Genomic DNA, 25,123 nt, shown 5'->3' with positions numbered 1-25,123 from the left:
ATTAAAGGGAATACCTTGCGATATGGTAAAAAGATGTTGCGGTCATCTTCATTTTAAAACAGCAAATACGGTTATTGTCTTTTTTAATCAAGGGTGTTTTACAGTTTTATGGTGGTCAGGCTTTTATTATTATTAAGATAAAGTGGTGTAATCGTTTCCACTAATGTGATCGCACTCACTTACCTCTGACGGATTGCCTCCTATCATAACGGCAACTTAAGAACGTTATCGATTGGAGGCAGTATGAGTACTACCGTCAAAGTGTCGGCGGCTGAGAAAAGCCAAAGCAATGCAGGCATGACTTTCTTCGTCTGTTTTTTGGCCGCACTGGCCGGGCTGCTGTTTGGTCTGGATATCGGCGTTATTGCGGGGGCTCTGCCGTTTATCACTGATTCGTTTCATATGACCAGTTCCCAGCAGGAGTGGGTGGTCAGCTCAATGATGTTTGGCGCTGCGGTCGGTGCTGTGGGCAGCGGTTGGATGAACTTCCGCATCGGGCGTAAATACAGCCTGATGATTGGTGCCGTGCTGTTCGTGCTGGGCTCCTTATGCTCAGCGGCAGCGCCTAACGTAGAAGTCTTGTTGCTGTCCCGCATTCTGCTCGGGCTGGCGGTGGGTGTTGCATCCTATACGGCGCCCATTTACCTGTCTGAAATCGCGCCGGAAAAAATTCGCGGCAGCATGATTTCCATGTACCAGCTGATGATAACCATCGGCATCCTGGCGGCTTACCTGTCGGATACCGCGTTCAGTTACACCGGTGCCTGGCGCTGGATGCTGGGGGTGATCACCATTCCTGCCGTGCTGTTGCTGGTTGGGGTGTTCTTCCTGCCGGATAGCCCACGCTGGCTGGCTTCGCGTAACCGCCATGAGCAGGCGCGTCAGGTGTTGGAGAAACTGCGTGACAGCAGCGCCCAGGCGCAACATGAACTGAATGAAATTCGTGAAAGTCTCAAGCTGAAACAGAGCGGCTGGTCGCTGTTTAAAGACAATAAAAACTTCCGCCGTGCCGTTTTCCTCGGCGTGCTGCTGCAGGTGATGCAACAGTTCACCGGCATGAACGTTATCATGTATTACGCGCCGAAGATTTTTGGTCTGGCGGGTTTTGCCAGTACCGCACAGCAGATGTGGGGGACGGTGATTGTTGGCCTGGTTAACGTGCTGGCCACCTTTATCGCCATTGGGCTGGTTGACCGCTGGGGCCGTAAACCGACGCTGACGCTGGGCTTTATCGTCATGGCGGTGGGTATGGGAGCCCTGGGGACGATGATGCATGTGGGGATGAATTCTCCGGCCGAGCAATACTTCGCCGTTATCATGCTGCTGATGTTTATCGTCGGTTTTGCCATGAGCGCCGGCCCACTGATTTGGGTACTGTGTTCTGAGATCCAACCGCTGAAAGGCCGTGACTTTGGCATCACCTGTTCCACAGCCACCAACTGGATCGCCAACATGATCGTCGGGGCGACCTTCCTGACCATGCTCAATTCGCTGGGCAGTGCCTACACCTTCTGGGTCTACGCGGCGCTAAACCTGGTGTTTATCTTCATCACGCTGGCGTTGATCCCGGAAACGAAAAATATCTCTCTGGAACATATCGAACGCAATCTGATGGCCGGCAAACCGTTGCGTAACATTGGTTCTCGCTAAGCGGTAAGCCAGTTACCCAAGGCCGGCCAACACGGTGGGCTTTTGCTCCTGAAACTGATTAAGGGGAAGTTATGTCTATTCTGGTTACCGGCGGCGCCGGCTACATTGGTTCACATACGGTGCTGGCCTTGCTGGAACGTGGTGAGGATGTGGTGGTGCTGGATAATTTGATCAACGCGTCCGAAGAGTCTTTGCGCCGCGTGGAGCAACTGACGGGCAGGGCCGTGACGTTTTATCGGGGAGATGTGCAGGATGCCGGTTGTCTGAAGCGCATCTTTGAGGAAAACAAGGTGGCTTCGGTGATCCACTTTGCCGGCCTGAAGGCGGTGGGGGAATCGACTCAGAAACCCCTGGAGTACTATCAGAATAACGTGGCCGGTACGCTGGTGCTGCTGGAAGCGATGCGCGAGGCGGGAGTTCATCAATTTATCTTCAGTTCTTCCGCCACGGTGTACGGGGAACATGCGCCGGTACCTTACCGGGAAGATATGCCGATCGGCGGCACGACCAGCCCTTACGGCACTTCCAAATGGATGGTCGAACAGATCCTGCAGGACTTTGCCAGGGCCGAACCGGCGTTTTCGATTATCGCGCTGCGCTACTTCAACCCGGTGGGAGCGCACGAGTCGGGCCTGATTGGCGAAGACCCGAGCGGCATCCCCAATAACCTGCTGCCGTATATCGCGCAGGTGGCCATCGGCCAGCGGGAAACTCTGAGCGTGTTTGGCGGCGACTATCCAACCAAGGACGGCACGGGCGTGCGCGACTACATTCACGTGATGGATGTGGCGGAGGGCCATCTGGCGGCGATGGATCATTTAGCGCAGATTGCCGGGTTTAAAGCCTATAACCTGGGTTCCGGAGTCGGTTACTCGGTGCTGGAAATGGTGCAGGCGTTTGAAAAAGCCTCGGGCGTCACCATTCCCTATCAGATTTTACCGCGCCGTGCGGGCGACCTGCCTGCCTTCTGGGCCGATGCCGGCTTGGCAAAACAGGAGCTGGGTTGGCAAGTGCAGCGCGGGCTTGACGTAATGATGCGCGATACCTGGAATTGGCAAAGCAAAAATCCGCAGGGCTATCGCCGCTAACAAACCTGCATACATAAAGGCTAAACCGGTAGGGGGCGAACATGTTCGCCCCGACTCAACCCGTTGATTATATGATAGGGCGCGGCATGCAGCGCCCCTACCATGAAACAACTTTTGGCACGGAGAACTGTTAAGCCAGCTTTTGCTGAGCCCAGGCCAGACCGCTTTGGTATTCGCTCGGCAGCAGCGGTGCCAGTGCCTGCAACGCCTGTTGCAATACAGCAGCGTCAGGATCGTTCAGGTTCAGGTGCCCGACCTTGCGACCTTCACGCACCTCTTTCTCATACCAGTGCAGATGCACCAACGGTAACGCCAGCCATTGCTGATTTACAGCGGTGCCAATCAGGTTGACCATCACCGACGGCGTGCTGACTACCGGTTTTGGCAGCGGCAGGGCGAGAATAGCGCGCAAATGCAGTTCGAACTGGCTGATGGAAGCACCGTTCTGCGTCCAGTGGCCACTGTTGTGTACCCGCGGGGCCAGCTCGTTAATCAACAGGCGATCGCCAACGATAAAGCACTCCATCGCCATCACGCCGACGTAGTTCAGTTCATCAAGGATGGCCGTCAACATTTTCTCCGCCTGCTGTTGCAGGGCAGGGTTGGGCTGCGGCAGGGCCACGCTGGTGCGCAGAATGCCTTCTTCATGCAGGTTATGGGTCAGCGGGTAGAACACCGACTGGCCGTCATGCCCGCGTGCGCCAACCAGCGACACCTCACCGGAGAAGTTAATCCCTTGCTCGACGATACATTCGCCATAGGCATCGGCCGGCAATTCGGCTTCTTGCCCTGGGCGCAAGCGCCACTGACCGCGGCCGTCGTAACCGCCAACGCGACGTTTGACGATCGCCAGTTCACCCAGGGTAGCGAACACCTGTGGCCATTCGGCGGCGTCAGCCAGCAGTTGCCACGGCGCGGTGGCCAGACCAAGCTGGTCGAGCAACTGCTTTTGCGTCAGGCGGTCTGCCAGACGTGGAAAGATATCGCGGTTGACGAAGCTGTTATGGGTTGCCAGTTCGCGCGTCAGCGCGGTTTCCGGCCAGCGTTCGATTTCGGCGGTGATCACGCTGTTCTGGTAGGGCACGGCTTCCGGTTCGGCGTCGAGGCCTACCGGGTACACGGCGATGCCCAGCGGTTCACCGGCCTGGCGCAGCATGCGGCCTAACTGGCCGTTGCCCAGTACGCAAACCGGCTTCATGCTTCCTCCCGCGGATCAGGGTGGTTCAGCACCTCGTCAGTTTGTGCCTGACGCCAGTCGGCCAGGCGTTGCGCCAGCGCGGTGTCGTGCAGCGCCAGAATTTGCGCTGCCAGCAGGGCGGCGTTGGCTGCACCGGCTTTGCCGATGGCCAGCGTACCCACTGGAATACCGCGTGGCATTTGCACGATCGAATACAGGCTGTCTACACCGCTCAGGGCGGCGCTTTGCACCGGAACACCCAGCACCGGAACCAGCGTTTTCGCCGCCAGCATGCCCGGCAGATGCGCAGCACCGCCAGCACCGGCAATGATCACGTCAAAGCCATTGTCAGTTGCCTGCTCGGCAAAGCTGAACAGCTTGTCTGGCGTGCGATGAGCGGAAACGACTTCGACATGGAACGGGACATCGAGCGAGGTCAGGACTTCGGCGGCAAACTGCATGGTGGCCCAGTCACTTTTCGATCCCATTACAATTGCGATTTTAACCCCAGCGTGGGTGGCTGAAGCGGCGTTGGCTCCCATGGGTGTAAGGCTCCTGTATTGTACAAACGACGGCCGGTTGCCTGCGGCGGGAGGCCGAATGAGGGCACAGAGCATACCATGAGCGCACGGCGAGGAAAACGGTTGCGTCGCCGGTTTTCATCGCCAAAAGCGTGAATTTTTTTACCTGCGCGACAAGTCAGGAACTTAGAACGGGAATTGGATCAGCTCGACGGCGTCGGCACTGACTTTGATCATTGAGCCTTCAACGTGCCAGGCTCCCAGCACCACGCGGTGGGCCTTGCCGTTGCTCAATGCCAATTCATGCACCGCCGGACGGTGAGTGTGGCCGTGGATCATCCAATGAACCTTGTGGCGCAGCATCGCCTGCTCAACCGCCTGTGGGTTGACGTCCATAATGGAGTCCGACTTGTACTGGTTACTCTGCTGGCTGCGGGCACGCATTTTGGCTGCGATCTTAAGACGCCAGCGCAGCGGCATTGCCAGAAACAGCTTTTGGATCAGCGGATTGTGTACCTTACGGCGAAACTGTTGGTAGGCCTGATCGTCGGTACACAGCGTGTCGCCATGCAGGATCAGGATTTTACGGCCATACAGCTCCAGCACTTTCTCTTCCGGCAGCAGTTGCATACCGCTGGCACGGGCAAAGCGTTTACCGACCAGAAAATCGCGGTTGCCGTGGATAAAGTAGCAGGGGACGCCAGCCTGTTGCAGCACCTTCAGCGCCGCGGCGATTTCGCCGTGCAGCGGTTCGGGATCGTCATCGCCGATCCAGGCTTCAAACAGGTCGCCAAGAATGTACAGGGCGTCGGCGTGAATGGCATCTTGCCGCAAAAAACGCAGAAAACCGGCAGTGATTGCCGGTTCCTGTGCGCTTAAATGCAGATCTGCGATGAACAGCGTGTTCATGCAGCCGCGATTACTCGCTGACGGTAACGCTAGTGACGATCACGTCTTCTACCGGTACGTCCTGGTGCATGCCGCTACGGCCGGTTTTCACCGCTTTGATCTTGTTAACCACGTCCATGCCTTCAACCACTTCAGCAAATACGCAGTAGCCCCAGCCCTGCGCGTTTTCGCCGCGGAAGTTCAGGAAGTCGTTGTCTGCCACGTTGATGAAGAACTGTGCGGTCGCAGAGTGTGGATCGTTGGTGCGAGCCATTGCCAGGGTACCGATGGTGTTTTTCAGACCGTTGTTGGCTTCGTTCTTGATAGTCGCTTTGGTGTCTTTCTGGGTCATGCCAGGCTCAAAACCGCCGCCCTGAACCATAAAGCCATTGATAACACGGTGGAAAATGGTGTTATTGTAGAAACCTTCACGGCAGTAGTTCAGGAAGTTTTCAACGGTAACCGGCGCTTTGTCAGCAAAGGTGTTGATAACGATATCGCCGTGATTAGTGTGGAAAGTAACCATAGTTTTAGTCCTAACAAGATGAATTGAGATGTCACAAGGATCGAGTGAACAATCAGACCGCCGTTATAACATATCTCCTTTAATCAGTCAGCAGCGGCTAAACCGCACGCTGGCTGTGGTAAAACGACAATTGTTATATTATAACATCAATGGCAATCGCTGATTTCTCACCGTTTTCCACCTCTCAGCTTAGCAAAGCGCGGCCTTAACCTTGCATTAGATCAGGCTTCGGGTTTCAATACGCTGCTGGGTGAATCGCCTAATTACTATTTTTGTTATCACGCACACCACGGAATGTCCCGATGCTAAAGATTTTTAATACCCTGAGTCGTCAAAAAGAGGAATTTAAACCCATTCATGCCGGTAAAGTTGGCATGTACGTGTGCGGGGTAACCATCTATGACCTGTGTCATATCGGCCACGGGCGTACCTTTGTTGCTTTCGACGTAGTCGCGCGTTATTTGCGTTATCTCGGCTATTCGCTGAACTACGTGCGTAACGTTACCGACGTTGACGATAAAATTATCCGCCGTGCGACAGAGAATGGCGAAAGCTGCGATCAACTGACCACGCGCATGCTGGCAGAGATGCACGCCGACTTCGATTCTCTGCTGATTGAACGCCCGGACATCGAACCGCGCGCCACTCAGCATATCGCCGAGATCGTTGAGATCACCCAGCGCCTGATCGATCGCGATCACGCCTACGTGGCCAGCAACGGCGACGTGATGTTCTCCATCGACAGCGATCCGCAATACGGCCTGTTGTCACGCCAGGATCTGGATCAGCTGCAGGCCGGTGCGCGGGTAGAGATCGATGACGTAAAACGTAACCCGATGGATTTCGTGCTGTGGAAGATGTCCAAGCCGGGCGAACCGAGCTGGGAATCGCCATGGGGCGCAGGCCGTCCGGGCTGGCACATTGAATGTTCTGCGATGAACTGCAAGCAGTTGGGCACCCATTTTGACATCCACGGCGGCGGTTCCGATCTGATGTTCCCGCATCACGAGAACGAGATTGCCCAGTCGAGCTGCGCGCACGACGGCCCGTACGTCAATTACTGGATGCACTCCGGTATGGTGATGATCGACAAAGAAAAAATGTCGAAATCGCTGGATAACTTCTTCACTATCCGCGACGTGCTGGGTTACTACGACGCCGAAACCGTGCGTTACTTCCTGATGTCTGGCCACTATCGCAGCCAGCTGAACTACAGCGAAGAGAACCTGAAACAGGCGCGTACCGCACTGGAACGTCTGTACACCGCGCTGCGCGGTACCGACGTTAACGCCCAACCAGCCGGTGGCGAAGTGTTTGAAGCTCGCTTCCGCGAAGCCATGGATGACGACTTCAATACTCCGGAAGCCTACTCGGCGCTGTTTGATTTGGCGCGTGAGGTTAACCGCCTGAAAGCTGAAGATCTGACGGCAGCCAACGGCCTGGCGGCGGAACTGCGCAAGCTGGCGAAGGTGCTGGGCCTGTTGCAGCAAGAGCCGGAACTGTTCTTGCAGGGCGGCGCACAGGCGGACGACGGTGAAGTGGCGGAGATTGAAGCCTTGATCAAACAGCGCAATGACGCCCGCAAAGCCAAAGATTGGGCGCTGGCGGATGCCGCACGCGACCGTTTGAACGAGATGAACATCGTGCTGGAAGATGGCCCGCAGGGGACCACCTGGCGCCGTAAGTAATTCGCTTTAGGCTGAAAAGCAAAAAAGGCGCTGGGTTAACCCTCAGCGCCTTTTTCTATGGAGCACGGCTTACGGCTTAACGACAACCTTGCCGCCGTTAAACTCCACCACCTGATCGGCGACGATTTTGCAGCGCTTGCGCGTTTCTACTTTGCCGTTTACTTTCACCTGCCCATCGGCGATGACTTCTTTGGCGGCACCGCCACTTTCACACCAGCCCTGGAACTTGAGCAGGTCGCACAGTTCGACGTGCGGGTGATTATCCAGATTAAAAGTTTCCATACTGCCTTACTTATTTAGGTTGAACGTCGTGATAAACCTCGCAGGCCTGCAAGGTATTTTGGATCAGTGTAGCAACGGTCATTGGGCCAACGCCACCCGGAACCGGAGTAATATAGGCCGCGCGTTCGCTGGCGGCATCGAATTCTACATCGCCGACTACTTTACCACTTTCCAGGCGGTTAATGCCGACATCCACCACGATCGCGCCCGGTTTGATCCAATCACCTGGAATAAAGCCCGGTTTACCGACCGCAACGATCAGCAGATCGGCATTTTCAACGTGATGACGCAGGTTTTTGGTGAAACGGTGGGTCACGGTGGTGGTGCAACCGGCCAGCAGCAGCTCCATGCTCATCGGGCGGCCGACGATGTTGGACGCGCCAACCACCACTGCATTCAGGCCATAGGTATCGATGTTGTAACGCTCGAGCAGGGTGACGATGCCGCGCGGGGTGCATGGGCGCAGTTTAGGCGAGCGCTGGCACAGGCGGCCGACGTTGTAAGGGTGGAAACCGTCAACGTCTTTATCCGGATGAATACGCTCCAGCACTTTGACGTTATCGATGCCGGCAGGCAGTGGCAACTGCACCAGGATACCGTCGATCTCGCCGTCGGCATTCAGCCGATCGATCAGCGCCAGCAATTCTGCCTCACTGGTGGTGGCAGGCAAATCGTAGGAGCGGGAGAGGAAGCCCACCTCATCACAGGCGCGGCGCTTGCTGGCGACGTAAATCTGTGAGGCCGGGTTCTCGCCAACCAGCACGACTGCCAGGCCCGGCGCGCGTTTGCCGGCGGCCAGACGTTGTTTAACTTGCTCAGCCACTTCGTTTCTAACCTGCTGCGCAATCGTTTTACCATCAATAATCTTTGCTGACATCAGTGAGGAAATCCATCAATTAAGAAAAGCCGGGGATGGCGCTATTTTGTCAGAAGCGGAGCGCGCTGTCAGGCGCTGAATCGTGTTCGACGGCGTTTGCCAGGCATGATTTACGCTTTTTTTATGCCAACAGAATGATCCTCTACGCCTTTTTTACTTCGTGCTGCCTAAGCTGTGGCTATTCACACTGCGGTATTCTCGCCAGCCGCAGGCGCTAACGGAGCCACCATCATGATGATCATCACCCGGCTACATCCATGGCATCAGCAGATTGCCAGCCCGATTAACCCGCCCAAACACGTGGGTGAAACGGTATTCGACTCGTCGATGCACCCGGCGGACGTGGCGCAGCTGATGGCGTTGCATCAACTCGCGGAACATAAAGCACCGCCATCCTGGCGAGCACGGCTGCGTGCGCTGTGCCGGAGGCTATGCAGATGAGATGCATCGGAAGGGATATGCTGCGAATGATGACGGGAATTTAGCGAACGGCAGGGGGAATGGTGGAAAAACCACCATAAAGCACGGCCACCACCGTAACGCCATGAAAAGGCATTGACTCAGTAACCCCTGACCGTATAATCGCACTCCGCAACTCCGGTTGCCGCATCCCAATGCGCCCTTAGCTCAGTTGGATAGAGCAACGGCCTTCTAAGCCGTAGGTCACAGGTTCGAGCCCTGTAGGGCGTACCATTTAGATTCAACTGCTTACGAAAATCGCCCAAGCTTTTCATTTCCTTCATGGGACAGATTGGGACTAAGCCACCAATAATTGGCTCAAAAGGTCAATGTCGAAAATATCTTCAAGGCTGTCGCGCTGGAATGGCATGAGTACAAACGGCCTAATTGGTCGAAAAGCTATTCTGAAGATCTGATGGAAGCGTTTGAGAACGACATCTTTCCTGATACTGGCAAGCGTCTCATTGCTGAGTTCAAACCGCTCGAAGTGCTCAGTTCGCTGCGTAAAATCCGCAAGGCCTGCAATCAGGTATTCCGCTATGCCATTGTCATTATACGAGCTGAAACTAACCCTACTTCAGAGCTGGCAAGTGTGTTAACGCCGCCTAAATCTGTCCATTATCCCCATCTGTTGGCTGATGAGTCCCTGACTTCTTGCAGGTTCTTGCCGCGTATTCTGGTAGTCCGATAACCCGACTGGCGACTCGATCGAATTCTGATGTTGACCGAGATTCGCACCGTCGAGCTCAGCCAGGCTGAATGGAAAGAGTTTGATTTTGATAAACGTGTTTGGGAAGTCCCGGTAGAAAGGATGAAGATGCGTCGCCCGCATCTGGTACCCCTATCTTGGAAATATTAGTCTTAAGTTATCAACTAACTAGCGTTATTGTTAACCTGAGCATCACATAATCTGACTTTCAGCCACTTGCCAGAAGCGAATATTGCAACATCAAGCTATATTAATCAGCGGAGAGTAGGTCAAAGGTATCAATACTATTTTTTATCCAGACTGAGGTTTTAATTGTCTCCCTTTCTTTTAACACTGAATGCGGCTCCGTTATACAACCAGTTGACATATATCACATTTCATAACACACAAGACTAGCGAATCTCGGTATAATAATCCTACTTACCGCAGTTTAGGTGGGTAAATATTCCTTTTAAAGGTGTGATATTAATGGATGATTTTGACGGTAAAAAAAGAATTGAAGAGACCATTGTAGCTGGTCAACGAAATCTCCGGGCTGTAAAGCTACTTAGTAACTGGTGCTCTCACTCTGAACTCATACGATCAGAGGGGAGAGGGATGATTGAGGCAGAAACAGGATTACCTATTGGCCATATGGGAGTCCAATGCAAGTTTGTTAAGCAAAACTCAATGCTTAGTTGGCTGCTGGAAGACTCAGTTTACAGCTTCTATCAAGAGAACTGTAAGGATTGTAACCGGAGGATCCCGGTAGGATTTCCCAACATTATAGAGTTTGTTGGTCCCAGAGAAAAAGCAGCCGAAGAACGAAATTTGGCTCGTAAAGAAGAAGAAAGGAGGAGAAAGCAGAAGCAGCTTAACAGGCAACAAGAACGAGAAGTATTACGCCTTACACTTTCTCTTGAAGAAACGTTTGTACTCGATTTGCTGGACGAACTCGATCAAGAAAAAATAGAGAAAAACGATCCCCGTCTGGAACAACTCGCAAATCTTGCTCCCGAGACATTTACCAAGAAAGTAATTGAACATCTTTTGCCTGCGGTACTACATGAGAGATTGCCATATTCAACACCGGCTGCGAAAGCCTTGATAAGAACATCATTATCACCAACAGAAAAACTGCCAATTGCAGTGTATTTAGTGAACAATCACGAAGACTTTCCATCCGCTATAGAAATAATTCTTTTAGAAGCGGAAAAGCTATTTAGAAATGATTTCATAAAGGTCCTATTACATTTTTCCTCGATGGCTATTGAGCCTCCACCCGGAATGAATTTTGGTGTACATGAGTATAAAAGGCTTAATAAAGCACCTATCCAGTCACTGCTCCAAAAAAGACGAGTTGATATTTATGCAGAAGTTGACGCATTCATAAAAGATACCCATCCGGGAAAAATTCAAGTTGGCATTGAAATTATTCTCGCAACGGATAATGACGCACTGCTTTTAAGACATATCAGGAGTATCTTTGCCAAGTTGATGCGTAGACGAACGCTACTGCCAGAGGAAGGGCGAGATAGCAGTGTTCTTTACTATCTTCGGAAAACAGCCACGAAATGTTTAGATCGCTTTCCCGAAGAAACTGATAAAGCGATTCAAGCCTATCTCGCTGACAAAGATGATATTGGAAGAAAAGAGGCCAATAGAGTCTATAGATCTGTACTGAGGCACGGTTATAGAAAAAAAACCGAAATAGGAAAAGCTCAAGAGATAGCCTTTAGACGGTTACTTTGGGCTGCTGTAGAAAATCCTGAGGATGGTATGGATGATGCAGGACATTTCTTCAGGCACTCTTGGGATGAATTTGCTGAGCTTGCGGTTGCGAATTTTGATGATCTGATAGGGGCGGCAGCAACGCTAAGCGAGAAATATGAGCAGTTAGATAAAGAAACAATTTTAGAAATAGAAGAGAACTTCCTTGATCATTTAGAAAGAAGTAATAAGCGTAACGCTATTGATGGATTACAAGTTGCACTGATTGAATGGGCTGCAATTGGTGCCAAATCTAAAGGGTGTGAAGGAATCGAAGATTTCCTGAGTCTATATCGAAGTTTACCCGAAGAACAAATACAAATGCGCGGAAACATGATAGTTCATGTTTCAAAATTATTGACTGGAGTGGAAAGCCTAACGATCGTACTTTCCGACTGGTACCGCGCACTAATGGATGAGAGTACGATTATTCGAGCTCATGCCGTACAGGCGTGGGAAAATGTGCCCTATGAGTTGGTGAAGAATTTCCCCGATTTATTCTTTGAGGCTTACTCAGCCTTGCTATTGGATCAATATGTGATGGTTCATAAGTATGCTGTTCGCTCGCTAAGCCGTAGAGCGTTCCCTGATGAGAAACGGAATCTCGTGAGATCTCAACTATGGAATCTAATATGTTATTACGCGCAACCAGATAACCAAGACGATTTCGTTGTTGAGTGCATTGATGTATTTGCATCGCTTTGCTTATCAGATGAAGAAAGAAAGGGAAAAATTGGATTGCTTCTTTCAAATATTTTATTAAGCCTGCAAGGAAGTGCCCTTTATAATGCTATCAATCGATTACGTTATCATTTTGATGATGTTCCTGGATTTGTCAAAGTAGCGCTAAAAGCAATTCAGGATGAGTATATTAGAGGTGTTTCTATTGATGACTGCATTTCAGTAATCTTAAGAGCGAAACATGATGAGCTTCAAAATTGTAAGGAAGATCTTAAAAAGGCATTTGACGCTCTGAAACCGTTCAAACCTCAACAATTTATTGAAGCTTTAGTGTATGTGGCTGCGTTAAGCAAGTTTGGTGATAATGCAACTGCAACTCTTTGTTTCAAGAAACTACTAGAAGAAATTCCAAAAGATGACAGGCACATACAATGGAAACTTGAAGCTGCTTTAGTTACAGAAGCTGCTGACATCGAAAATTCTATAGGCGTTTGTGAGCCCTATATTGAATTAATTGCAAAATGGAATGGCCTTATGGCTGATTTGGAGAAAGAGAATGCAGAACGAGCCAAACTTCGAGATTTTCCACCAAGCTTTTTCTCCGAGAATTGAGATCGCAGCTGCGTTGGATGGTGCACTGAGGTCGACTCCACATTACTTGGCGCAACTTAAAAAAGCGTGTCAAAAGCTCAATGAAACGATCGACGAACTCGGTCAAGGATATATTGAAGATCAATATCGTGCATATTATACAGCAATGACGATATTTGTATCTTTGGCTGAGTGGAAACATGCCATACGTAATGCTGAGGTTGATGCTCAAAGGTTTTTAAACTCAGCAAAATTAAAAGCATCAGAGATCGATATGACGTCGAGTTTCTCAAATAATAAACAACTTAATGAATTTCTAGAGCAAGTCAGAATTATCAATACATTAGATTTATTGAGTACAATACAAGACCAGTTAACAAGATGGTCCTTGCCTCTTCTCTTATTTGCGAATCTTCGCAATAAAGATGCTGGGGCGATTCGGCAACTGATATCTAATGAAGGCTCCGAAGATAAAAATAAATTAGAATCAACAGTAGCATTTCTGAAATTTGATATTGATGGCGAACCTGCTAAACAATGGAACTACCTTAAGCCAGGAATTTCTTATGACCTTACCATAGAGGTTAGGGTTTCAAATTGGCCCAAAAGTGCAAATATCCTTTTACTGAAGCCGGTAACAATTGATGCCCGTGAGCGAGGTTGGTTACCTGATTTTAGATTCGAAAAACCAGAGGGTGATGGACCTTTCATATTGACGGGGGTCGGTCGCGTCATTCTGGAAGTGGCGAATTCATTTGGCTCCAGACCTTATGAGTTTCTATACGCTGCAGAGTTTGACAACTCAAGTGATTGCCGAAATGTTGTTGTTGTAGGACATAGACGTTTACTACTTGAAGGGAGTGATTCTACTCAAGCTCCGTTAACTGGGTTTTCAAACGTCGATAGGCATCTTATAAAAATTCGCAACATGCTAAGAGCTTTTCCTGGATTACACTCAGATGATATTGCCAATACAATGATTATACTTGGCGGCTTAGGAAATATTGCGGCACAAGCTCTTAAAGCTGGTTTATTTGTTGCTGGCACATCAGAACAAAAATTTCAGAGTAAAATTGCGGAAATGCTTAGAAGTAGGAGCGATATTGGCGAATACTTACAAGGCCATCCGGAAGCTGCGGGTGGGATCACAGATCTCACATTCAAAGACGTTCCTGTAGAGTTAAAAGTAGAAAATAACAAGGTACTTTTTCCAAAAGATTTCCAGAAATATTTTGATCAAACAGCAGCCTATGCAATTGGGCTAGGAAAGCGCATTGGTGTTTTATCTGTGCTTGAATCATCTTCAAAATCAGCACCAGTTGGGGTGGTAGAAGAGGATATTGAGATATTTATTCACCCAACGGGTCAATCTCAAATTGCGATAGTTGTAGTCGTTATCAGAGGAGGTTTTCCTAAACCGAGTTTCTACTCTCGATAATGATTGATATCAATCAAAGTATAAAATTTACAGAATATGGCACTTTCACTATCGATTATATCTACATTACACAATAAGGATAGCTCGTGATAAGAACAGTGGAAATAACAAAGAATAGTTTCTTTGAAATATTTTCTGATGCAATAACTCTTTATGAGTTATCCGTAATGGAACAAAAAACACACATCAAAAAGACGCTTGCGAAATCGAGTGTTCTTTCAATTAACTATGCACTTGAAGCTGCGGCTAACTGCTTTTTATCGTCTATCGAAATAACGCAAAAGATAAAAGGCCAAATTGATAGGTTCTCTACACTTGATAAATTAGACTACACCCTTCAGTGGCACAAAGAAACAGCTCTGCCTCGAGGAGTCATTCAAACACAAATAATCAGAGAACTATTAGAACAACGTAATGCATTAGTACACCCTAAGATTAAATTGATATCTGATACAATAGAGACTACACCAAGTGAAGGCAAGACTGTCTACCTACATCAGTCTAATGGCAACTTCGAAGCAGTAAAAAGTAAGTTATCAGGCATATCCCTTGATCCTGAAACATATACTGATAAGGATGCTTTTATTGCGATAAAAGCTCTTGTTAATTTCTTAAATAGCTATATTAACGATTGGTGGGGTATTGATTTGGAAACATCCGCCATTCTACTTTTGCCATCATGGAACGGCTCATTACAAGCGCAACCAATAATTTATGAACGGAACTCACTAGAGACTGTTCTTAGGCATGACCATGATTTAAAAATAAAGTTTATTGGGTTACATGGCATACTTGAGCAATTCGAATAAGCTCGTCAAAATTACTCGCGTTGTCAGACGGAACGGTTAAAGACGTCTCCTTGGCCAAATGTTCACGCCTGCACCTCGCTCTTAGCCAGCACCTGAGTTAGCTCGCTCTTGTATACCGAAAATATTTAGTTGAGCGATGATTAATAACTATTGTTACAATTGTATGCGCTAGCTTTTCTCAACAAGCTCAATAAGCCGTAAGTACCGCGAATCCTTGATTAGGTTTGGTTCTGTCTCTTCAATTAGGCCAAGTATCTTCTGTAACTCACCTGGGGGTCGGGTAAGCCTCTTTGGTGTTATCTTATCCATTAGATCAAGAGTCACTGTAGGAAAAAGCATGGTAATTGGTTTTTTACCACCGAAATCACGAGTGAAACGGTAGAACTGGTAATCAAATGTCTCGATTGGCACCAAGAGTGTCTTCACTGCTTCGTAGACAGCAGGAAAGTTATCTTCGGTGTCATCAAGTAAACCTATCCACGCCTTCACCGAAGCCGTTGTCCTGTATCGGCGTTCTTTGGGCCAGTCCTCACTGATTAATGGGATAACATGTTTGATCCAGCCATTATCGTTTTTTTGCCCAACCAAACCCAACCAAGAAATAAAACGATTTCTCGCCTCATCTGATAATGATCGCAAAACGAAGCGCATTTCATTTCTCGACAGGCCACATGACTCATCAGAGCGAAACACTCTCATTAAACCAAGCCATTGAGAGGCACGAACTGAAAGGTCTTTTTCCCAAGACAGATGCTCGAGCCAAGTGAAAAGGTTAAGAAAACTAGGTTTGATAAGCTCAGCTACTGCATTTGAAGGCATACCTTCACTATAAAGATAACCATTCCATGCCGGTTCTGCAGCTGGATGCTTTAAATCCAACATCGGTATAATCCTTTCCTTTACCCATACAGGATCAACAAACATTAGCCAATTTAGATTACGAGCCGTTATAGCTATAGCATGGTCTGCACCTTCTCCGGGTGCTATAAAAAGACGCTCAAGGCGATACTTAATAGAATCCGGAATAAGCGAACCAGCTTCCGCTTCCTCTCCTGGTATTGCTTGAAAAAGAGCTTGGGCACACTTGCCTACAGGGCCGTTGATTGCGTGGCCGAATGTGCGCCTGGACTGTATAACTACCTCTCCATTCCGGAAAATTTCGCCGAAACCACTTTCCGTAGCATTAGCTCCACCACTCAGAATGCCTCCGATGACATGATCGTAAACTGCCCAACCAAGACCATCATCAAACTTAATCGTCATAACTAAGTTTTGTTCAAGCCAACTACTTAATACATGTCGTAGTTCGACTAAAGCTGTCGCTGGTAACTGCGTTATGCGATTAAGGAACACTCGTCTCAGCCTTGGTTTAATATCTGCAGGTAATTCACTTATCATTGGAGACCAGAATTCCTTAGGATAATCGCCATTTTTCGCCGCAATCGTAAGTGCAGCCAATGCTTTACGTGGATTTTCTTTGATCAAACCAACAAAGGGACGTTTCCTCGTAAATTGGTAATCCTCCCGCTGTAGCGCCTCTTTTGCTTTTGGGATTATCTTATTTAGAGGAAGGTCTAAGACTAAATCAGTTTTTTCGTCCGTACCGACCCAGGCCGATCGAGACCCCCAACTAATGACCACAGAGGTAGCCCAGCCGTCATCCCAATCAGGAATACCTTTGATCATTGTGTTGAGACGATCACTATGAATCGCGCTCAGTTCACAACCATGTAATTCGAGATAGCGAGTGTATCTTGCAGCTAACACTTCCCTAGCTTTCGGGAGTTCGTCATCAGACGTATCATAAGGTAATTGAAATGGGTCTGTCAGAATGCGCTCGATAATTTGATTCTGGTTCTTTTGGGAGAATTCTTCCCATCGATCTGTCAGCAAAAATAAAAGTTCGCGGGTAATATTTGTGTCCCAGAAGCTATTTTGTTCTAAAGAAAAAACTTCGTTGACTACACGATCAGCCCTAAAGACGTCTGTTTTACTGAAGGCATACAATCTAAGTTTTCGGAAGAAAAATGGCTCTGCTACTGGCCAAGTTGTTGCGTGCGCATTGGCCAACTCTGGCCACTTTCCAGCGACTCGGTCAAAAAGTTGTACAAACCATACCAGTACATCAGCACCTTTCGAGAAATACTCTTCTCCTTCCACTGCACGCTCTGGATAACAGCTTGGAGTTGGGAAGTAGAAAGTCTCAATATCCTCCAGCAATCCTGCGGCAATGATTAGTTGCTCTTCTAGGGCACTAAATACCTGCAGCAATACATTGTCGGGTACGTCTAAATCCACATCGTGTCTTTCGGTGAAAACAACTTCAAATTGACCTAGTTTGCTAAAATGGGTCTCCTCCCAAGTGTCACTTGGCGGTCTGACTTCTCCCAAACCATATGGCGATTTTATCTCCAACCGTGGTGTCATAACCCTACGAAATTCTCGTAGAACACCAGCTGTCCAGCCTTGGGTTTTAATTCGAGCTTTTAAGTCGTGCCAGTCGACGTCATATCGGCGATTACGGGGATCATTATGGTATTCGAGAATTAAGCTCCATAGATGACGGGCACGTTTGTGGGTAGATGCTGAAAACTCAATGTTGCGTTCAAGCTTCTGCAGCAGTAGCGGATGAAGCCCAATTTTTCGAATAGCCCACCAAGCCATTACCGGGCTATCAAGAGATTCACTAAACCAAGTCATGATATGACCTAGCCTTTTCGGGATTGTCTCAAATCCTCCAGCCAAGCGATGGTAATCTGACGGGTTATCGTCTTCGCCACGCCATTCAAGGAGATTATCGTTACTGACCCCATGTTTGCGTTCATCGTCAGAGATATCTTGCCGATCGTCATCGAGTCCATAAGCCTCTTGCGGATCGAAGGTCTCTGCATCGTTGTCATCAAGCTCGGAATATCTTTTTTTCTGTTTGGCTGACCGAATATTCGCATCCATCACACAAATCCATTCTGGATGGGGGCGAGGAATAGCTTCAGAGAACAATTTCGCACCTTGTGCAGTGCGTAGTATATGAGCAACTTGACCACGTTCGTACGGAGCTAGAACTTTCGGGTCTTGTTGACTTTTAGCGATCACAGAAGCTCGCCACCGACGCGGATTATCTGCTCGCTCAGCCCATGCTTCCATACTCTTCCAAAGGAGCGGATGATCGGAATAGGCTATGGCAGTGACTCCTCTGTCACGCCATTTGGCTTCAATCTCCTCGGCAAGGCCACGATCAAATGCAAAAAGTCTGGAACGATCAAACTGACCATCATGATTGAGACCTTGAAGGAGGTACTTAACTGGTGGGTCTTCTGCCTGGTAACCGACCAAAACAACGATGTATCGTTCCAGAAGAAGCTTGATAAAGTTGGTCGCCCATCCTTCTGAAAGGTAAGCTCGTCCAAAGTCTGCACTACTCAGCACATAAGGATGACTTACAGCGTTTTCGTTGACCAGACGACCGTGAAGATATGTAATTCCCTCAATTGTTGAACCGAAATTCAGATCTGGGAAAGCAGGCGGAACATATCGAGTTAGGTTATTTTGCTCTTGGTTAACCTCGAACAGTCGGTCAAAGTTCGTCGTGACAATCTGTGGAGTTCCACTCTGGTTTGAGGAGATTCGTTTAATCAGAGAATGCTCTCGTCCAACCTCTATGTCAGCCCTTGAAGCCCCTAGACGCTTTGTAACCAAAGCATTTACCTCATCTTTGCCATATTCCAGATGAAGAAGGTTGAAAATTTGGTCGAGGGGGACATTTGCCGAAGATTGGTCGTGAAGCCATGGGCGAAATGCAGCCATGATTTCTGAGTCGTGTGGTGGGTCAAAATATTCAATTACGTACCGAGTGAGGTCTACAAAGGTTGGCATCCCTGAAGGCAACGAAACTCCGGCACCACATAGAAATACTACCCTACCTGCATCACAGCGTTCTAGGAGGATGTCCGGTATAGCTGGACCTTCGGCATGGAATCTCATGAGCCCGACTTATCTAAGTATTGATTGATTCTCAGATTTTACTATTTTCCACGATGTTATGGATATACCTATGGTGGAAATTCTTTGTTATTTCAGTGGCATGTCTCAAAATAGATGCAGCACGATTCACATTTTGAATTTCAATAGTAGCTATTATTGCTTAAGGATAAGTTGCATCAACCAGGTGAGCTCACATCATAAAACTGCCTATGGAAATGGCCTCGGGTACCCGAGCATGTTGTCCCATCGATAATGGGTTGTATTTTCTGACAAATTTATCTGTTGGAATAAACGTTGGTATAAGTTTTATCGAACACGATTTTATCCATATAAAACATATCAATACTTGATGCAATCGAATCTTGTAGGGCCCTGATCGGGCACCGTGCAGCTTTGTAAATATTGGCAAAGTGTCTTTTTTAAATACGACTGTATTGATATGGTTCTGCGCATCTACAGGGACTGAGCCGAGAGTGTCATGGTATTTAAAGCCAGAATGGAAACTGCAAGCCGCCAGGAGTTGGGGGCGTTGTTGAGCAATAATTTTGAATTAGTTAAGGATATCCTTGGTTACTCGCCCTACGTCGGGAAATGCTGCGGTCCGGTATGGTTGGCTAACCAAACTGCAATACGGCAGACCATTAATGAATTAAACGTAAAGGATATTCTATCGACCCTGGACGAGATGGGAAAAGGTCACGCAACCAGGGCATTTTGGTGCTTGCTTGAACCGGATATTCAACACCTGCTGGCCCCGAAATTGGATAACTCTCTACTGAAGAATATCTTTAGCGGTCTTCGTTACGGCGAACTGGTCGAGTTGTTGCGTGGGTTTAAACCCGTTGAAATTCCTTCGCTGGTGGCATTGTTGCCAAAGGCGTTAAAGTCACTGATGAAGGAATTTAATGGCAATCTCGAACGTTTGGCTGAATATTTAAAGGCTGAAGGACTAACGGATAAAATAGCGCCTGCAATAGCCGCCGAGACTATTTTACGTTCCAGTATTACCTGGGGAATTATTTTGAATACATTACCGGTAGTGTGCGTCATTAGTTTATAACCAGAATGGGGACTCACAGGGGCGCCGACCTCAGCCGGCCATCGAACCAAAAAGTGCACCGACACCTGATGAAACACCCATCGCCAGGGCGCTCCAGAAAGTAATGCGAATAATACCGCGACCTATCGGTGCCCCACCGGCCTTGGCGGCAATCCCCCCCAGAATAGCCAGAGAAATCAATGCAGAAAGGGCAATGGCGGGGATCGCCCACTGGGCCGGGGCAATCGCAGCCACCAATAAAGGCAATATGGCCCCCGTCGAGAAACTGGCGGCAGAAGTCAGAGCAGCCTGCAAAGGGCGAGCGGTGGTGATTTCTGAAATGCCCAATTCCTCGCGCGCATGTGCTGCCAAAGCATCATGGCTCATCAGTTTTTCTGCCACCTGTTTCGCCAGCGCGACGTCCAGGCCCCGATGGACATAAATTGCGGTTAGCTCGCGAAATTCACCCTGAAAGTCGGCATCCAGCTCGGCCTGTTCTTCCGCCAGGGCGGCTTTCTCGGTATCTGACTGAGAAGACACCGAAACATATTCACCGGTTGCCATCGACATTGCACCGGCAACCAAACCGGCAATGCCGGTCAACAGAATACTTTGGTGAGTGACATTGGCGGATGCTACCCCCAACAGCAGGCTGGCAGTAGAGACGATGCCATCGTTAGCGCCAAGGACCGCGGCTCTGAGCCAGCCTATCTTTTCAATACTGTGTCGTTCTCTGTGCATCTCGGTGCTCCCATGTTTCATCCTGTCGATACAACCGGTCTGCTTTGCGGAACTCAGGCTGGTTTATCAGCGTGCAAAGTTCGGAAACCTTAGTTTAGCCTGCATCTGGCCCATGCCCGTAAAGTCGGTGCTTTGCCAAGAGATTTCACTGACTTTTATCTATTGATTGAGTCGCCATTTACTCGCTCTCGGCAATGATGACGCGGCGTCTCCACATTGTGTGGAGCAATCCGGTGGAATGTGGCTATGTCACTGCAACAAATATCAAATGCCCCCCTGGCGAGCAACAGATTAAAAGGTATTGGCTATAAACAATACGTGTATTTGATCGTGATGTTTGCGGCCGTGATTCGGGGCATTTCTCTAACCAACAAATATTTTTGGTGTGACGAAGCGTCCAGCGTGTTGACCAGCCGCTATGACCTGTCGGCGTTGCTCTACCATGCATCCTTTGACGTACATCCTCCGCTTTATTATCTGCTGCTGCATGGGTGGATGCTGTTGTTTGGCGACAGCATTCTGGCGGTGCGCTCCCTCAGTATGCTGTTTGGCGTCGTTACGGTGGCGTTGGTAATCAAACTAACCCGTTGGCTGGCCAATGAACGGGCAGCGTTGCTGGCCGGTGGCCTGATGGCAATTATGCCGATGGCGGTGCGTTACAGTCAGGAAGCGCGCATGTATGCGCTGATGGGGATGTTGATCATCGCTGCGACCATGGCACTGGTGATGTGGTTGAAGGCGCCTGCCAACCGTCGTTATCTGGCGGCCTATGCGGTGTTGATGACACTGAGTTTGTATACTCACTACTTCACCATTTTTGCTCTGGTGACCCACTGGGTGGTGCTGTTGGTACTGTCCTGTCGGCGCGATGAGCCGGTTTGTTATTTAAAACAATCGACGTGGTGGCTGGCCAATCTGGCCATCGGGCTGGCTTATATCCCCTGGTTGCTGGTGTTGTTGAATTTGCTGGCTCATATTGCGGAGCTAAGAGTCGGCGGGGACGTCGGCTGGATCCCACAAGTGGCATGGAGCGATCTGCCCGCCATGTTCTGGCGTTTTTTAACCGGGGATGACGGCCGCAATTATTTCTGGGGTATTTTCCTGTTGCTGCCGGCCTTCTTCGTTGGGTTATCTGCTTTGCTGCTGGTTTCGCGTGGTGTTGAGAACAAATTCAAGCTATTGCTGCTCAGTGGCGTATTTGTTCCGGTCTTGCTGCTGTTTGCGATTTCCTGGCGGATGCCGCTATTTGTTGATCGCTATTTATTTTTTGCTGCGTTAGGTATCCCAATCATTTTGGCGATCCTGATTACAGAAAGTAAAAGCAAGCTGCGTGGAGTTTCGTTGCTGGTGTTTTTTAGCCTGCTGTTTGGCAGTGGGCTACGTGATGATTATTTATCGGATAAAGATCAGTTTAAGGGGATGGTGCACTATATCAACAGTGGTTATCAGCCTGGCGATGCGGTTGTCGTCAGCAACATGTTCAATTATTTGAGTTATGTCTATTACAACAAAAAAGACTATCGCGCTTTGTTGTACACCCCGAGAAAACCCAATGGTATTTCCGGTAAACCCAATGCCTATGGATTTGGGACTTTCTTTCACGATCGGGCGACTCAAACCTACGTCGATAATCTCAAAGCTCTGGCCGCGAACCATCGGCGGGTATGGTTGGTCAGCGGGGGCGATTTCAATCAGGATTTTGGTCGCTCACCGTCGGGGTGGGTTAATACCCGTACCTTTAAAAGTGGTGGGTTCGAATCGCGCCTGTTTGTGGTTCACCCCGCCAGATAAGCGGATGCCGCCAGTGCACGTATCCGCTCCATCAGCCACAGTAACGCAGGATCCTGACTGCGTTTGTGATGCCACAGCATGGCCACTTCGAAAGGCGGGAGATCCAGCGGTAGCTCGCTGCGCTTCAGGCCGTAATCCTGACTCCAGATTTTGCCCAGCCCTGCAGGTACGGTGGCCAGTGCAGGGCTACGCTGCAGGATCAGCGGCAGTGTGGCGAAGTGCGGGCTGGTGTAACGCACCGAACGCTGCAGCCCATGAGTGGTCAGCTGTTCATCGATAGCGCTGGTGTTTGCGCCACGGTAGGAAACCAGCAAATGGACGTTAGTAATGTAATCCGCCAGCGGCAGCGGGGTAGGCAGGTTTAGCTGTCCCGGATGCCACAAAGTGCAGAAGCGCATCTTGGTCAACACTTCTCGCTGCAGCCATTTAGGCCCCGATGGTGCGACGGAAATGGCCAGATCAATACGGTCCTGTTCCAGCGCATCACTGTCCTGGAATGGATCGGTGGCCACCACGTTTAGAGTGATACCGGGTGCCTGCTGTTTCAGGTCAGCCATTAGCGCGGGCATCAGCCACATTTCGACCCAATCGACCATGCCTATCCGGAAGCTGTGTTGCGCCGTGGCGGCAACGAAATTGGGGGGCTGGAATAGCACCTGCTGCATCTCTTCGAGCAAGGGGGTCAATGCCAGCACCAGCGCTTGCGCCCTTGGAGTGGGTTCCATACCCTGAGCAGTACGGATAAACAGTGGGTCATTGAACATGTCACGCAGGCGTGCCAATGCACCGCTGACGGCCGGTTGCCCCAGATACAGCTTTTCTGCCGCCCGCGACACGCTGCGTTCGCGAAACAGTACCATCAGCACCGTCAGTAGGTTCAGGTCGATACGACTAAAATCATTTTCTCTGATGTTCATAATCATTCCAATCAATTTGAATGATGTTAACTGCCGCTACCATAATCTCCGTCAGCGTTAAAGGCGACGCATTTTTCTAACTGAAGGGGATGTTATGAAGCTGCTTTCTGCGCTGGCAATTGCCGGCTTACTGTTGACGGGTGCTGCCACGGCGGATGTGCAGGTCCAGGCACCGGGTTATTACCGCATGCCATTGGGTAAATTTGTCATTACCGCCGTGTCCGACGGCACGGTGACCATTCCGCTCGATAAATTGTTGACCCATATCTCGCCGCAGGAGCTGAAACAAAGGATGGCCCAGGAGGCGATGACGCCGCAGGCGGAAACTTCAATCAACACCTTTGTGATTGATACCGGCAAGCAGCGAGTGTTGGTTGATACGGGGGCCGGACCGCTATTCGGCAAAGCCGGTGGGCACCTGTTGGAAAACCTGCGTGCGGCAGGGTACCCAGCGGAAACCCTGGACGCGGTACTGTTAACCCACATACATGGCGATCACTCTGGCGGAGTGTCGTTAAACGGCAAACCGGCATTTCCTAATGCACTGATTTATGTCGATAAAAAAGATGTGGATTTTTGGCTGAACACGGCCAATCTCAACAAGGTGGAGGCGAGCCAGAGGCATACCTTCAAGGAGTCGGCAGATTCGCTTAACCCGGTGATCGCCGCTGGTAAGCTGAAAACTTTCACTGCGCCATTAAAAGTAGTGGACGGTATCCAGGCGCTACCGGCACCGGGCCACACGCCGGGTAGCGTGGTCTATCGGGTCGAAAGCGAAGGGCAAACGCTGGTATTGTGGGGCGATATCATTCACGCCAAGGCGGTGCAAATGCCGGACCCTGAGGTGGCGATCCATTTTGATGTGAACCAGCAGCAGGCAGTGCAAACCCGAGAGCGTATTCTGGCACAGGTGGCGCGTGAGGGCGATTGGGTGGCCGCAGCCCATATCTCATTCCCCGGGCTGGGGCACGTGAAGGCCGAGGGCAACGGCTACCGCTGGGTTGCCGCCAACTATACCACTCAGCTTTCGCACTAAAGGCGATGAAGCGTTGAAGGCACTATTTTTCGTCAGGAAGGAAATAGTGGCCGCATTTGGGGCAAATCAGGGTGATGTTTTTACGCACTTTGCGGCTATTTTGCTCAAACACGTGAGCGCATTCTGGACACGTCACTTTTACCGTTGTGCTGCTGAACATCTTAAGGGCATCAAAGATAGACATATCTTTCACCGGGTAGATGTAGGGAACCTCACTCTACCATTCGGCACCGGCAATAGCCCTTTATTGATTGTTTATTAATCATTTTTGTGAGCGTGACGCGGGGATTGTGGTGGTCTGGAGTAAGGAAGTACAGAGTAAAAATGTCACATTTCCATCCGGCGTTACATCTGCCGGAGCAAACTTACTCAGGGATGACAGTTCTATACATTGGGATTGGTAGTGTAGTCCTACCCGATGATGTTGTGTGTTATCCATTCCCTGTAGTGTATTACCCCATCCCTGTTAAGTTTATCCCGCCTTG

Annotated in this window: 20 protein-coding genes, 1 tRNA gene and 1 pseudogene; 12 read left to right on the top strand and 10 right to left on the bottom strand. The window is 49.6% G+C overall.

Annotated elements, in window-relative coordinates; genetic code table 11:
• The first annotated feature begins 243 nt into the window (after window positions 1-243).
• Both FCL49_RS09115 and galE read left to right on the top strand, forming a co-directional pair.
• A complete protein-coding gene (locus FCL49_RS09115; protein WP_174353255.1) occupies window positions 244-1,650 on the top strand; it encodes a sugar porter family MFS transporter in 1,407 nt (468 codons plus the stop codon).
• A gap of 71 nt (window positions 1,651-1,721) precedes the next feature.
• Window positions 1,722-2,738, top strand: coding sequence for a UDP-glucose 4-epimerase GalE (gene galE, locus FCL49_RS09110; RefSeq protein WP_174353254.1), 1,017 nt, complete (start codon window positions 1,722-1,724; stop codon window positions 2,736-2,738).
• 130 nt (window positions 2,739-2,868) lie between these two features.
• Here galE and purK read toward each other — a convergent pair whose 3' ends face one another.
• The 4 genes from purK to ppiB form a co-directional block, all read right to left on the bottom strand.
• A complete protein-coding gene (gene purK, locus FCL49_RS09105) occupies window positions 2,869-3,936 on the bottom strand; it encodes a 5-(carboxyamino)imidazole ribonucleotide synthase (protein WP_174353253.1) in 1,068 nt (355 codons plus the stop codon).
• Window positions 3,933-4,457, bottom strand: coding sequence for a 5-(carboxyamino)imidazole ribonucleotide mutase (gene purE, locus FCL49_RS09100; protein WP_174353252.1), 525 nt, complete (start codon window positions 4,455-4,457; stop codon window positions 3,933-3,935). The genes purK and purE overlap by 4 nt, the downstream gene beginning before the upstream one ends.
• 165 nt (window positions 4,458-4,622) lie before the next feature.
• On the bottom strand, window positions 4,623-5,345 hold the full coding sequence (locus FCL49_RS09095) for a UDP-2,3-diacylglucosamine diphosphatase (RefSeq protein ID WP_174353251.1): 723 nt from the start codon (window positions 5,343-5,345) through the stop codon (window positions 4,623-4,625).
• Between the two features lie 10 nt (window positions 5,346-5,355).
• On the bottom strand, window positions 5,356-5,850 hold the full coding sequence (gene ppiB / locus FCL49_RS09090) for a peptidylprolyl isomerase B (protein ID WP_012005604.1): 495 nt from the start codon (window positions 5,848-5,850) through the stop codon (window positions 5,356-5,358).
• A gap of 302 nt (window positions 5,851-6,152) precedes the next feature.
• Between ppiB and cysS the strand changes: the two genes are divergently transcribed.
• Window positions 6,153-7,538, top strand: a complete 1,386-nt coding sequence (gene cysS, locus FCL49_RS09085; protein WP_017891882.1) for a cysteine--tRNA ligase — start codon at window positions 6,153-6,155, stop codon at window positions 7,536-7,538.
• A 69-nt stretch (window positions 7,539-7,607) separates the two neighbouring features.
• Here cysS and ybcJ read toward each other — a convergent pair whose 3' ends face one another.
• On the bottom strand, window positions 7,608-7,820 hold the full coding sequence (gene ybcJ / locus FCL49_RS09080) for a ribosome-associated protein YbcJ (RefSeq protein WP_012005606.1): 213 nt from the start codon (window positions 7,818-7,820) through the stop codon (window positions 7,608-7,610).
• 10 nt (window positions 7,821-7,830) lie between these two features.
• Entirely contained in the window at window positions 7,831-8,697 is an 867-nt protein-coding gene (gene folD / locus FCL49_RS09075; protein WP_012005607.1) for a bifunctional methylenetetrahydrofolate dehydrogenase/methenyltetrahydrofolate cyclohydrolase FolD, read from the bottom strand.
• A 231-nt stretch (window positions 8,698-8,928) separates the two neighbouring features.
• Here folD and FCL49_RS09070 point away from each other — a divergent pair, with 231 nt between their 5' ends.
• The 6 genes and pseudogenes from FCL49_RS09070 (at window position 8,929) to FCL49_RS09045 (ending at window position 15,133) form a co-directional block, all read left to right on the top strand.
• Complete coding sequence (locus FCL49_RS09070; RefSeq protein WP_174353250.1) at window positions 8,929-9,138, top strand: hypothetical protein; 210 nt, start codon at window positions 8,929-8,931, stop codon at window positions 9,136-9,138.
• A 175-nt stretch (window positions 9,139-9,313) separates the two neighbouring features.
• A tRNA-Arg gene (locus FCL49_RS09065) sits at window positions 9,314-9,390 on the top strand.
• Window positions 9,391-9,472: 82 nt separating this feature from the next.
• Window positions 9,473-10,003 (top strand): annotated as a pseudogene (locus tag FCL49_RS09060) (tyrosine-type recombinase/integrase); the annotation flags it as partial.
• 330 nt (window positions 10,004-10,333) lie between these two features.
• The gene (locus tag FCL49_RS09055; RefSeq protein ID WP_254610998.1) at window positions 10,334-12,907 is read left to right on the top strand and encodes a hypothetical protein; all 2,574 of its coding nucleotides are present in this window, start codon (window positions 10,334-10,336) and stop codon (window positions 12,905-12,907) included.
• A complete protein-coding gene (locus FCL49_RS09050; RefSeq protein WP_174353249.1) occupies window positions 12,852-14,324 on the top strand; it encodes a hypothetical protein in 1,473 nt (490 codons plus the stop codon). The genes FCL49_RS09055 and FCL49_RS09050 overlap by 56 nt, the downstream gene beginning before the upstream one ends.
• Window positions 14,325-14,410: 86 nt before the next feature.
• On the top strand, window positions 14,411-15,133 hold the full coding sequence (locus FCL49_RS09045; RefSeq protein ID WP_174353248.1) for a hypothetical protein: 723 nt from the start codon (window positions 14,411-14,413) through the stop codon (window positions 15,131-15,133).
• 168 nt (window positions 15,134-15,301) lie between these two features.
• Here FCL49_RS09045 and FCL49_RS09040 read toward each other — a convergent pair whose 3' ends face one another.
• A complete protein-coding gene (locus FCL49_RS09040; protein WP_254610999.1) occupies window positions 15,302-18,937 on the bottom strand; it encodes an SIR2 family protein in 3,636 nt (1,211 codons plus the stop codon).
• A 655-nt stretch (window positions 18,938-19,592) separates the two neighbouring features.
• Between FCL49_RS09040 and FCL49_RS09035 the strand changes: the two genes are divergently transcribed.
• Window positions 19,593-20,174 (top strand): hypothetical protein, encoded by a 582-nt coding sequence (locus FCL49_RS09035; protein WP_174353246.1) that lies wholly within the window; start codon window positions 19,593-19,595, stop codon window positions 20,172-20,174.
• 30 nt (window positions 20,175-20,204) lie between these two features.
• Here FCL49_RS09035 and FCL49_RS09030 read toward each other — a convergent pair whose 3' ends face one another.
• Entirely contained in the window at window positions 20,205-20,894 is a 690-nt protein-coding gene (locus FCL49_RS09030) for a VIT1/CCC1 transporter family protein (RefSeq protein ID WP_174353245.1), read from the bottom strand.
• A gap of 246 nt (window positions 20,895-21,140) precedes the next feature.
• On the opposite strand from FCL49_RS09030, the gene FCL49_RS09025 reads away from it, so the two are divergent.
• Window positions 21,141-22,685: a glycosyltransferase family 39 protein gene (locus FCL49_RS09025; protein ID WP_174353244.1), complete on the top strand. Its 1,545-nt coding sequence runs from the start codon at window positions 21,141-21,143 to the stop codon at window positions 22,683-22,685.
• Here FCL49_RS09025 and FCL49_RS09020 read toward each other — a convergent pair.
• The gene (locus FCL49_RS09020) at window positions 22,670-23,602 is read right to left on the bottom strand and encodes a LysR family transcriptional regulator (RefSeq protein ID WP_174353243.1); all 933 of its coding nucleotides are present in this window, start codon (window positions 23,600-23,602) and stop codon (window positions 22,670-22,672) included. The genes FCL49_RS09025 and FCL49_RS09020 overlap by 16 nt on opposite strands.
• A 94-nt stretch (window positions 23,603-23,696) precedes the next feature.
• Between FCL49_RS09020 and FCL49_RS09015 the strand changes: the two genes are divergently transcribed.
• Window positions 23,697-24,638 carry an MBL fold metallo-hydrolase gene (locus tag FCL49_RS09015; protein WP_174353242.1) on the top strand — a complete coding sequence of 314 codons (942 nt, stop codon included), beginning with the start codon at window positions 23,697-23,699 and terminating at the stop codon, window positions 24,636-24,638.
• 22 nt (window positions 24,639-24,660) lie between these two features.
• On the opposite strand, the gene FCL49_RS24575 is transcribed toward FCL49_RS09015, so the two are convergent.
• Window positions 24,661-24,822 carry a YnfU family zinc-binding protein gene (locus tag FCL49_RS24575; protein ID WP_217434276.1) on the bottom strand — a complete coding sequence of 54 codons (162 nt, stop codon included), beginning with the start codon at window positions 24,820-24,822 and terminating at the stop codon, window positions 24,661-24,663.
• Between the last annotated feature and the right edge of the window lie 301 nt (window positions 24,823-25,123).

Origin of the sequence: Serratia proteamaculans, assembly GCF_013337185.1 — a bacterium.
GTDB classification, from domain to species: domain Bacteria; phylum Pseudomonadota; class Gammaproteobacteria; order Enterobacterales; family Enterobacteriaceae; genus Serratia; species Serratia proteamaculans_D.
This window is presented reverse-complemented; position numbering and strand designations above follow the sequence as displayed.